This window comes from Moorena sp. SIO4A5, assembly GCF_010672005.1.
Taxonomy (GTDB): domain Bacteria; phylum Cyanobacteriota; class Cyanobacteriia; order Cyanobacteriales; family Coleofasciculaceae; genus Moorena.
Genome location: NZ_JAAHHZ010000001.1, coordinates 65405 through 77166, shown reverse-complemented (window position 1 = coordinate 77166; position 11762 = coordinate 65405). Strand labels below are relative to the sequence as shown.

At 43.2% G+C, this 11762-nt stretch carries 9 protein-coding genes; 3 read left to right on the top strand and 6 right to left on the bottom strand.

The window, feature by feature from the left end:
* Positions 1–79 precede the first annotated feature (79 nt).
* A complete protein-coding gene (locus F6K57_RS00355) occupies positions 80–3085 on the bottom strand; it encodes a tetratricopeptide repeat protein (protein ID WP_293064137.1) in 3006 nt (1001 codons plus the stop codon).
* A gap of 48 nt (positions 3086–3133) precedes the next feature.
* Complete coding sequence (locus F6K57_RS00350; protein ID WP_293063854.1) at positions 3134–3970, bottom strand: hypothetical protein; 837 nt, start codon at positions 3968–3970, stop codon at positions 3134–3136.
* Positions 3971–4390: 420 nt separating this feature from the next.
* On the opposite strand from F6K57_RS00350, the gene F6K57_RS00345 reads away from it, so the two are divergent.
* Positions 4391–4645, top strand: a complete 255-nt coding sequence (locus F6K57_RS00345) for a hypothetical protein (protein WP_075897588.1) — start codon at positions 4391–4393, stop codon at positions 4643–4645.
* A 746-nt stretch (positions 4646–5391) separates the two neighbouring features.
* On the opposite strand, the gene F6K57_RS00340 is transcribed toward F6K57_RS00345, so the two are convergent.
* The 4 genes from F6K57_RS00340 to F6K57_RS00325 all read right to left on the bottom strand — a co-directional run bounded on the left by F6K57_RS00340 (position 5392) and on the right by F6K57_RS00325 (position 10098).
* Entirely contained in the window at positions 5392–5532 is a 141-nt protein-coding gene (locus tag F6K57_RS00340; RefSeq protein WP_293018229.1) for a hypothetical protein, read from the bottom strand.
* Positions 5529–5891: a four helix bundle protein gene (locus F6K57_RS00335; RefSeq protein ID WP_293018231.1), complete on the bottom strand. Its 363-nt coding sequence runs from the start codon at positions 5889–5891 to the stop codon at positions 5529–5531. Before F6K57_RS00335 ends, F6K57_RS00340 begins: the two co-directional genes overlap by 4 nt.
* Before the next feature lie 286 nt (positions 5892–6177).
* The gene (locus F6K57_RS00330) at positions 6178–8307 is read right to left on the bottom strand and encodes a glycosyltransferase family 39 protein (protein WP_293063851.1); all 2130 of its coding nucleotides are present in this window, start codon (positions 8305–8307) and stop codon (positions 6178–6180) included.
* Positions 8308–8724: 417 nt separating this feature from the next.
* The gene (locus F6K57_RS00325) at positions 8725–10098 is read right to left on the bottom strand and encodes a hypothetical protein (protein ID WP_293037719.1); all 1374 of its coding nucleotides are present in this window, start codon (positions 10096–10098) and stop codon (positions 8725–8727) included.
* A 272-nt stretch (positions 10099–10370) separates the two neighbouring features.
* Between F6K57_RS00325 and F6K57_RS00320 the strand changes: the two genes are divergently transcribed.
* A complete protein-coding gene (locus tag F6K57_RS00320; RefSeq protein WP_293018236.1) occupies positions 10371–11372 on the top strand; it encodes a permease in 1002 nt (333 codons plus the stop codon).
* 233 nt (positions 11373–11605) lie between these two features.
* Positions 11606–11731, top strand: coding sequence for a hypothetical protein (locus F6K57_RS00315; protein ID WP_293063849.1), 126 nt, complete (start codon positions 11606–11608; stop codon positions 11729–11731).
* Positions 11732–11762: the final 31 nt, after the last annotated feature.

The following is an 11762-nucleotide window of genomic DNA, read 5'->3' as shown; positions in this document are numbered from 1 at the left end:
ATAATTTCTTTTGATAACTGATCAGTTTTAGGAATAAATCACACAAAATAGCCAATTTTTTCCTAAAATAATTCAAAAATTAGGGATTATTACGGATATCACGCAACCTTTCCAGATTATCACGAAAGGTTACCGTTTTAGGATGATTTGACCCTAACTTCCGCTCTGCAATCTCCAATGCCTCGATATATAGAGGTTCTGCCTGATTGTACTGCTCCTGACTATAGTAGAAATTTGCCAGGTTATTGAGACTATCAGCTATATGGGGATGTTGTTCACCTAAGCAGCCCTTTCTCATCTCCAATGCTTGCATATAGAAGGTTTCAGCCTGATCGTATTGCTCCTGACTATAGTAGAGGTCAGCCAGCCTGTTGAGACTATCAGCTATATGGGGATGTTGTTCACCTAAGCAGCCCTTTCTCATCTCCAATGCTTGCATATAGAAGGTTTCAGCCTGATCGTATTGCTCCTGACTATAGTAGAAATTTGCCAGGTTATTGAGACTGACGACTAAATCTGGATGGTTCTTACCGAGCAACTGCTTTTTCATATCCAATGCCTCGATATATAGAGGTTTTGCCTGATCGTACTGCCCCTGAATATTGTAGAGATTTGCTAGGTTATTGAGAATGTGGGCTACATAGATATGCTTGCGACCCAGCAACTTCTTGTTCATGTCCAATGCCTGCTGATAGAGAGGTTCGGCCTGATCGTATTGCTCCTGACTATAGTAGAGGTTAGCCAGCCTATTGAGACTCTCAGCTATATGGGGATGTTGTTGACCTAAGCAGCCCTTTCTCATCTCCAATGCTTGCATATAGAAGGTTTCAGCCTGATCGTATTGCTCCTGACTATAGTAGAGGTCAGCCAGCCTGTTGAGACTCTCAGCTATATGGGGATGTTGTTCACCCAACCAGTGCTGTCTAATCTTCAATGCCTGCTGATAGAAGGTTTCAGCCTGATCGTATTGCTCCTGACTATAGTAGAGGTCAGCCAGCCTGTTGAGACTCTCGGCTATATGGGGATGTTGTTCACCCAACCAGTGCTGTCTAATCTTCAATGCCTGCTGATAGAAGGTTTCAGCCTGATCGTACTGCCCCTGAAGATTGTAGAGGTTACCCAGGCCATTGAGAATGTGAGCTACATGAGGATATTTTTTACCTAGGCAGGGTTTTATAATATCCAATGCTTGCAGCAATAGGGGTTCGGCCTGATCGTACTGCCCCTGAATATTGTAGAGATTTGCTAGGTTATTGAGAATGTGAGCTACATGAGGATGTTTTTCACTCAGGCGGTGCCTTGCGATCTCCAATGCCTTATGATAGAAATCTTCTGCCTGATGGTAGTCCCCCTGGGCAGAGTAGAGTGCTCCTAAGTTGTTGAGAATATATATTTTATAAGGATGGTCTTCACTCAACAACTTTTTTGTCATCTCCAATGCCTGATCTAAGAGGGATTTTGCCTGATCGTAGCGCTCCTGAATCCCATAGACTCTTCCCAAATTATTTAGACTTAGGACTAGATCAGGATGGTCTTCACTGAGCAGTGTCTTTCTTATCTCCAATGCCTTGAGGAAAAAGGATTCTGAGCGATCGAACAGCCCCTGATCTTCGAGGAATACTGCCAGGTCGTTGAAAGTTTCGGCCACATCAGGATGCTCTTCACCCAGTAACTCTTTTCTGAGCTCCAATGCTTTGACATAGAGGGACTGAGCCTGATCGTATCGCCCCTGATTAAAGTAGATTTCTGCTAGATGGTTGAGACTGGTGCCCACATCGGGATGTTTCTCACCCAGGCGGCTTATGGTTATGTCTAAACATAGCTCCCACCACCGTTCAGCCTGGTTATAGCTACCTTGACCTTCATAGAATCTTCCTAAGCCAGTAAAGAGTGATAGTAAATCTTCATCCCTGATCCAATTAGTGAAGACTGTGGCAGCTTCGGCTAAATGGGGGATGGCGGGTGTCACTGCTGCAATCTGATCACGAGTTGGTGTCTTGGGAATTTCTTTTGCCTTAGCCGCCATTGCCTGACAAAAGCTTTGCTTGTAGGAATCAGCCTCTGGTAATTGAGCGAGCTTGGTCTGGAAGAATTCCCGAATTAGTGGATGGAGTCGATAGGTTTTATTTTCAGTCAATGCCAACATATTAGGATTGACTAGAAAGCGATCGCATAATTCTTCTAATTCTTCTTGTGCTTTTCCCCATTCCTCCTGATCTTGAGCTTGGATAATACAAGCCTCTACCAGTGACCACTCAAAAGGAGCAGGAGCAAACAGACTCAGATTACATCCTAACTGCTGGGCTTTTGGTGGTAAATCATTCCACGATAAATCCAATGCTGTTGCTACATCCAACGGGGCTGTCATCTTCCCTTGTTCTGTTGGATAAAGTAACGCCTTAGCTGCTAATTTCTCTTGCTCTAAATGTTTCTGAACTTTAGCAATAGTGGAACTCGGATATAGATCTAAATATCGTCCTACTAATTCCAAACCCAAGGGCAAATAACCCAACCATTCACATAAGGCTTCTGCTTCTGTTAGTTCTTTGTCAATGCGCTCTTTTCCAACAAGGCTACGGAATAATTCTAATGCTGCCTCTGGGGATAATACATCCAAGTCAATTCGTCGGTAAGAAGCTCCTGGACGCTGACGGCTGGTGACCAGTACCTTGAAGCGGGATTGGGCTGGAGGTAAGTAGGGTTCAATTCTCTGTTTATAGTCATTGCCGAAAGAAAGAACATCATCCAGCACGATTAATACTGTTCCTTCTGGCCAATTTCTCCAGCAGTATCTTACCTGGTCGTTGAACTCTAGTTCATCTGGAATGGTTAATCCTAAGTCCCTACGCCCAAAACTAACAAGTTGAGTGCCAAGATCTGCACGGCGCACTTGCAACCAGCACAAACCACCACGATACTTATCCTGATATCTCAGTGCATATTGTAGAGCTAATTCGGTTTTGCCCAAACCGCCCATTCCGGCAATGGCACAAATCATTAATTGATCGCTCTGTTGAAGTTCCTGATGGAGCTGTTCAAGTTTATCTTGTCTCCCGACAAAGTGAGGAGTGCCACGATTAGTAATGTTACTGGGGGGATTTAACTTTGTCCGTTCCCGGTCGGACGACTCCAGCTAATGCTCATGAATACGAATCTCGCCAAAATAAACTGTTCCGTTGCTGTCATCCCTTAGGCGCACAGGAGTTTTGAGGCATTCCTCAATAAATTTCCTGACACCAAGATAGACCTGACTGTTTTGAGACTCTGGTTTGCATAGGTCAATATGGTTCTTTGCTATAGCAACCGGCTTCACTTTTTCAATGCCTGGGTTAGCACTATCTGGGTCTACCACTAAAATTCCTTTGAAAGGCTGGGTTTCATAATAGACCTTTGTAGCAATTCCTAAACTCCGAACATTTTCTCGATACCACTCATTTAATTCCCGTAACTGAGGGTGATGAGCTTTTAGTTCCTCCACAGTTACGGTGGTTCGTGACAAAACGCTAATATTATCAATTAAATTAGCTAGATTAGCACCAGTGTGGGGAGTACCCAGAAATACAATCCCTGTAGTCTTCTCAAGAATAGCTTGCTTTTGAAAGGTCAACGCACTGTTAAGCATTTTCTTGACTAAAAGCCCGCCCAGACTATGAGTAATAAATACTAATGGACGCTTGCCAAGATCGTGGATATTTAACCAATCTAATAAATTACTGGCTTGATCGAAAAGGGGCATACTGCTGTTGCTTTTCCAGTTTGTCCCTTCAGCGTTATACCCAAAAGACCAGATATTAAGACCTAGCTGATCGTTTCCTAACCAAACTGGCCAGAAGTCATAATCATCCCGTTTTTCCTTAGGATGCCACGTGCTTATCCCATTCCCTCCCAGCCCGTGAACAAACACCACATCTGCCTTGGCAAATGAGTCCTGGTGGCTTGAGATTTTTATCAAGTCCGTTAATTTACTCAAGGATTAGCCTCCAGTTAATTATATAGTATTAACCAGTAGATGCTTGAAACCCAATCTCGATTTAGTTTAACACAGGGAAATATCGGGAGTAGGGAGTAGGGAGTAGGGAGTAGGGAGTAGGGAGTAGGGAGTAGGGAGTAGGGAACAGGGAATAAAAATTATCACAATTCATTACTTTACCGATTTACTGTTTCCGTAGTTCTCGATAAAATTACTTCTCAAAAAAATGCGATTCTCTGAAAGAGACGCTACGCGATTCCATTTCAAAATTTCCCCTCTGTTCCCGATTCCCGATTCTAAATTATTAATTCTGTACAATTTATTTCAATATACCCTCAGAAAATAAATTATAAAATTCCTTGACAAACCAATTTATAATCGTTATTATTATAGTATAAACTTCAAACAAAGGTTTTAACGATGACTGAAGAGTTTATCCCAAACGAAAACAACAATCCTGAAGAGATTACTCCCGCTAATACTCCTCAGGAACCTTCTCAAAAAAAATACCCAGTTAAGCACATTTTAAAAGGATCACGTAAAGCCATAATGAAGACCATGCATACCCTATATGCGCTGCGTTACGCGGAAATCTCCGAGTGGAGCCCCCTTCAGCCCACTGGCATCTCAGGGGAATTCATCACGATGATGACCAAATACCTGATTATCGATTAAACTAATTTAGGGGGGGTAACCCCCCTGGCCGAAACATTAGGTCTCATCACATGGGATTGTGTTTAGGTTTGGTTGAAAAATTGTAGTCATCATCAAAACCTCTAGCCGTGGAAAAGATTTCTGCGGCTATTTTTTTTGGGAAGGTTGAAGGTTAGAATGTTGAAGGTTGAAGGTTAGGATGTTTAAGGTTGAAGGTTAGGATGTTTAAGGTTGAAGGTTAGGATGTTTAAGGTTTAAAGTTAGGATGTTTAAGGTTTAAAGTTAGGATGTTTAAGGTTTAAGGTTATGAGGTTGAAGGTTGAAGGTTAGGATGTTGAAGGTTGAAGGTTAGGATGTTGAAGGTTGAAGGTTAGGATGTTGAAGGTTGAAGGTTAGGATGTTGAAGGTTTAAGATTAGGATGTTGTTCGCGTAGCGTGGCCTTTTGGCCAAGGTTATTAAGGTTGAATTTTGTTCGCCCTTGGTCTTTCAGTAGGGTATAGTAATCAGTTGAGGAATTGTGAGAATTGTTGATGCCATTTCCCTACTCCCTACTCCCTACTCCCTGTTCCCTGTTCCCTGTTCCCTATTCCCTTTCCTTGATAAGCTTTAGCGGAAGCTCTCAGCCAAATGAATGCTCCGGTAGCGAAGGGAATTAGTAGGAAAAGGGTACCAAATGTCAGGGGATGTTCTCTGACATATTCGCTGTAAACCATCACTGCTATTGCTGAGCCACAATAAATTAATCCACACAGGGGAATCGCAATTACTAGTAAAGCAAATTTAGTATCTTTATCCATGGTATAGCGGTTTTTAAGCTAGTAAAGTACAATTTTTTGGGTTTTAGGGAGCAGGGAGCAGGGAGCAGGGAGCAGGGAGCAGGGAGCAGGGAAGGAGAAACAGAAGTCATTGTTCTAGCTTTTTAATAAGAGCAATAATCATTCGACTTTCTTCTTTAAGTAAAGAAACAATTACTTCTATATCTGTTTGCTTAGATAAGCCTACTCTAGAAGATAAAATAATATGTGTTTCTAATTCGTTAATTGAGCCTTGGGCAATATTAAGAAATCTGACGTACTCAGCGGTTGACCTTCTCCCATATCCTTCTGCTATATTAGCCGGAATAGATACCGCAGCTCTCCTAATTTGTTGAACCATGCCGTATAATTCATCTTTAGGAAAAAATTTAGTTAATAAATAACACTTTTCGGCTATATCCATGCCTTTTTGCCAAATTATTAAGTCTTTAAAATTATTAATGTTTGACATTTATAAACTTATTTATAGAGTATAGTGTTTACGGCGGTTTGCATAACTATCAGGTGCACAGGATTGTTTTCCGTCTTATGACTTCCCTCTTCACTGCTCCCTACTCCCTGCTCCCTGCTCCCTAAAAACCCAGAACTTTATACCTAACTGAATGGCAAACCGCTGTATGCTAGTTATAGCACTTTCCCTAAAAAAATGAGGTACATTAAATTTTATTACCCCTGCTCCCTGCTCCCTGCTCCCTGCTCCCTAAAAAATCTACCTCACCTAACTGAAACCCCTATGTTCAGCTTTCCCCAACACATCGATAAAGCTTATAACTGTATTGACCAGCCCACTTTCGAGAGCGCTTTTCTCGAAAGCATTGCTGAGAGTCTAGGTCAACTTTAGTACGGAAATTGACTAACCATAAGTCTAGTGGTCGTGGCAATTCCTTTAATTGTTGTTGTAATTGTTGGACAGAATCCTCGTAACTGGAACTATTCCGGTCACGATCTACTAAGAAAAATTGGGGAAAATCCCTGGAATTATCATTAGAACCATTAGCAACAACCATACCTTTCAATCCCCAAGCTAATCCCATCATCCGCCCGGTCTGTCCATGGTGTTTGTAGGTCGTTGCGATCGCAACCGGTGCTTCACTTGCTTCCTTAACAATAGACACTAATAGATCCGGGCGCTCGTTTTGAAGATAACCAAGATTCGAGACTGTCACTAATCCACCCAACAGCCCAATCAACCATACCGCTACAACTATCCTTCTGCCAAAGTAAGACTTATAGCCTTTTTCAGATGAATTGACCTCACTGCCTTTAGCTGCAAGCCCCCTAAATCCCCATCTGTCAAAAAGCGAAGCATCCGCTAATTCCCCCCAGAATTGGGGGGTTAGGGGGGCGGAATTTGCTGTATACCCTTTGTCATCCCGATCAGGTACATCGGATTTTGTTCCATTTCCCTGCTCCCTGCTCCCTGCTCCCTGCTCCCTGCTCCCTACTCCCTCCTCTTTCCCCCCCTTATTAAGGTCTTTCCCCCCCTTATTAAGGGGGGTTAGGGGGGATCCCAGCTCTGTCCGCTCCTGATTAAGACTTCGGTATTCTTTCCCCCCCTGATCAAGAGGGTTCCTGCTCCCTGTTCCCTGCTCCCTGCTCCCTGCTCCCTGCTCCCTGTTCCCTATTCCCTGTTCCCTATTCCCCACTATCTGATTCCAACAACCACCTAAGCTTGCTGCCACCAAGAGGATCACTGCTGGAAAGTAGACGAAGTGAAAACGAGGGGCTGTGCTTAAATCTATACCGAAACCCCAGGTCAAGACTAAACATAACCCAATTGCTGCTAAGACATACTCCCTTAGGATTGTGAAAGCGAAACGGTTATGGTGATCGAGTTGCTGCAATTTCAGTCCATAGCGGAGATGGGATACTATCCAAATCACCAGGATTAACGTAACTATACCGGAAACAATAATAATTTCTAGGGATAGGTCATAGAAAGAAGAAGGTAGCAGTAACACCATACTGAACAGCCATAGTAAGAATCGTCCTATGGGTTCAATCCATCGTGCGATCGCATTTTGGCTATAAATCCATTGGGTAGGGGGACTATCATGAATGGCTTGTAAGGCCGGTATCCACACTAAACATCCCGCTAAGGAACCCATAGCTACTCCATAAATCCGCCACCAGTAAGGTTTGATGAAAGCTAGTCGGTCTTGCTGAGTTTCTCGCCAAGCTTGTCCCAATAATGCGATCGCTTCCGCACCTAAAGTCAGGATAAAGAAATAATGGGTAGCAATCCCCAGACTATTCACTCCCACCCACCCTAACCCTAGCCAACTGGGCAACCGTTCACCACGGTCGATTAACTCTACCGCTTTCACCAAGCAACCCAGAGATGCTATCACCAGCAAAATAGCCAGAGTATAATGACGAGCCTGTTGAGCTAGGAAAATCCCGAAAGGAGAGACAGCCATCATTGCTGCTGCTATGTGACCTACCAATAGTGAGCGAAAGGCCAGCCGACCTAGGCAAAAGATAGCAGGAATCGAGATTACTCCCAATAAAGCAGAAAGCGATCGCACTGCCCAAATGGAAACCATACCATCCTCTAATCGGAATAGTTTCAGCCACAGATGGGTCAGAGCAAAATAAACTGGCGGATGGGTACTTTCCGTTAATAAATAATGAATAACATTACTAATGCCACCCTCAGGAGATGGTTTCAGTGGGCTTAATAGGGTTTCTACTCCCATAAACTGATTCAGAGGTAACGAGTAAAAACTGTTACCCAGGCTAAATACTGTTGTCGCACATTCATCAGTCCAAGGAGGTAAAACTCCTAGACCAGCAAAGCGCAGCAAAGCCCCAATCGTAATCCACAGCAGCAATAATAAAACAGTTTGGGATTTTTTTAAGTACATAAAGGAAAGGGAGTAGGGAGTAGGGAGTAGGGAGTAGGTAACAGGTAATCGGGAATCGGGAATCGGGAATCGGGAATCGGGAATCGGGAATGATTTAGCTTAGTAATTTAAAATTTTTAGCAATTATTATTGACTCTTATTTCAAGGTTTTTTGTTTAATACAAAACGTATTAAACAAGGCATTTTGATTGAAATGAAACAGTTATAATTAACCCTTATTTTTAATAATTTATATAACGTTTTTTAAGCTGATCAGCTACATTCAATTTTATTACCCCGACTCCCGACTCCCGACTCCCGACTCCCGACTCCCGACTCCCGACTCCCCATCTCCCCATCTCCCCATCTCCCCATCTCCCCATCTCCCCATTTCCCTACTCCCTACTCCCTACTCCCTACTCCCTGTTCCCTATTCCCTTAACGACTAAATAACCGTAAAATTATCCACATTACCAGAGTAGCGATCGCACCAGTGAGAATACTCCAGGCAAAAGCTGGTGTTACTATAAAGATACTATTATTATCAGGGGGTTGTTGTTTAACTAGGACAGTAGCGGTAATGCTACTGGTTGCTACTCCCACACCAGCCAGAGCAATGCTTTGGTGTAAGCTGCGATTACTCTGAGTTTGGTAAGTTTGGGTCATGCCATCTACTGTCCGAATTAGATTTTCTAGTAAGGTTAAACCAGACTTTAATCTGCCATGCTCCATCTCCAATTGTTGCAGATATTGGCTAGCTGCTAAATCCCTAAACTCTCCCAGAATGTGCCAATCACTCCGTTGATAAACCTGTTTTAATTTAATCAATCGTTGTTGGTAATCTTCGATATTGGTTTTAATGGTTTGGGTTTGGGAATCCAGCCTCCCTAAATTAGTAGCATAACGAGACAATAGGTTGAGATTATTGCTTAGTATTTCCCTTAATTTTACTGTATTTTGGGGTAACATACTGATCTGATCAATAGTACTTTTAACTGAGACTAGATCAGCTTTAAGTTCTGCTAGTGGTCTGTTAATTTCACCATAAGCCCAAAGAATTTTGTTACGATAATACAATAGGTAAATTAAGTCTATATAAATGCCAGTAATGGTGTCGATGATAGAATCAATAGACCGCTTTTTGGGAAACAACCAGATTAACAAATGATGGTTGTGCTTGATCGCTTCTGGCTCTGACCAATCGGCGGGAGGACGCCAAAATTCAAATAAAGTCCCCCCTAGCACTTTGCCTTGGGCTTGGAAGTCTCTTGACCAGTCGGATTGAGACACCAGTTGCTTGTAGCATTCTAGGGCAATTTGTGTCGGGTCTTGATCACGGTCACACAGTTGACCCCACATGATCCAAGTTTGACCAATTGCTCCAGGTTGGTGATTGATGTGGGCAAGAATTTCCCCTTGGATTTTCTTAATATTTGTAATGGGTTGGGGGGAATGGTTGGATTGTCTGATACCATCAGCATAAACTCCGGAACAGTTGACCTGAAGGGCGTAAGTGTTACCAATTTGGATAGGGTAGTAGTAGCCTTCCAAAGGACGCTCGAAATGCTTGACCACATCAGCACCCAATAGTTCCACCAACCTAGATTCTGAGCGTTCTGCCTGTTTGAGCTTAGCCAGTAAGGTGGGCTCTAGGATCAGGTCTGATTCATCACCCTCGGGATGACCATAGATTCTTTGCCAGAATCGTTCACGGTTGTGATCAATAATTTCCGGGTCTTGCCCTAGACCTTCCCGTAGATCGTAGAGGAATAGGTCAAGATTAGGGTATACTATTTTGCTTAGGTCAGACATTGGCTTACCCTTTCATCAGGATAGTAACAAGGATAGTAACACTGTCACCTATTCCCAACCCTCTCATGAAGTGTAGCTAAGCGCCACCCTACGGGGAAACAGCTAGCCTCTATGCTAGAAAAGAAAAGAATCATCTGGTATCAGGTAAGGTATTCCCGATTAAATTTGCCTATCGCTGGTAGCCAAAAGCCTTGCCCTAGACTAGTGTTTGACCTTTGACCTTTGATTTTTCTCTTGCTTAACACGTTGCTCAAGCATAAATAGGAAAATGCATGAATCAGCTCAACAACGCCTTCACCCTATTCTTGAGTTTGTTGGTTGAAGCAACACCTTTTTTGCTACTGGGGGTTATTCTCTCCAGCTTATTGCTGTTTTTTGTGGATGAGCGCAAGCTAATTGCTAGTATGCCTCGCCACCCCTTTCTAGGAGCAGTTTTTGGTAGTTGTGTCGGCTTTTTGTTCCCAGTGTGTGAGTGTGGTAATGTGCCAGTGGCTAGGCGGTTGCTGAGCCAGGGAGCACCAGCACCAGTAGCAATTGGGTTTTTGCTCGCAGCCCCAACCATCAATCCTGTAGTAATTTGGTCAACTTGGGTAGCCTTTCGAGACCAGCCGGAAATCTGGGTATTGCGAATTTTATTTTCCTTAAGTATTTCCATCTTTATCGGCTGTGTCTTCAGTACTCAGAAAGACTTAGGCCCCCTACTGCAACGAGCAGTGTTTCGCTCTAGACCAAGGAAATTTGCTGAGGATAAGCCAGCATTACTACAATCAGGCTCATATTTACTCGGTCAATCTGGTACACCTTTGCCCTTAGACGCTAATGTCTTAAACACACCCGTTAGCCAGAACATAAATACTAAACCCTTATCTGATCGACTACAGCTCTTTGTCGAAAATGCTATACAAGAGTTTCGGGAGCTAGGCTCAATCCTAGTTTTAGGTAGTGCGATCGCAGCCATCATTCAAGTCGTTATCCCCCGTGATATTATCATTAGCCTCGGTCAAGGACCAGTGATGTCTATTTTGGCCATGATGCTATTGGCCGCTGTAGTATCCATCTGTTCCACCGTCGATGCATTTTTTGCCCTCGCCTTTGCCTCAACCTTCACCAGTGGCTCGTTGTTAGCATTTCTAATCTTCGGACCAATGATTGACATCAAAGCCATCGGTTTACTGTTATCTGTATTTAAAACCAAGTCAATCATTTACCTATTTCTAATAGCAGGGCAATTAACATTTTTATTGACTTTGTTTCTTAATTTGTATGTGAGTTAGGGAGTAGGGAGTAGGGAGTAGGGAGTAGGGAGTAGGGAGTAGGGAGTAGGGAGTAGGGAGTAGGGAGTAGGGAGTAGGGAGTAGGGAGTAGGGAGTAGGGAGTAGGGAGTAGGGAACAGTAAAAAATCCTATTGCCTGATTATTTGTTAATTATGAACAATTCATTATTAAGTATTAAGGGTGATCAATAATTTTTAAATAAGTGTTGAATCCAGTAGTAAACATTTCCCAACATGTCTTTATACTATCCCCAAAGTCTTAGCACTACTCCCTGCTCCCCGCTCCCTGCTCCCTGCTCCCTGCTCCCTGCTCCCTGCTCCCTACTCCCTGCTCCCTGCTCCCTGCTCCCTACTCCCTAGATTAAATTTTAAATATTCCTACAATCCATTG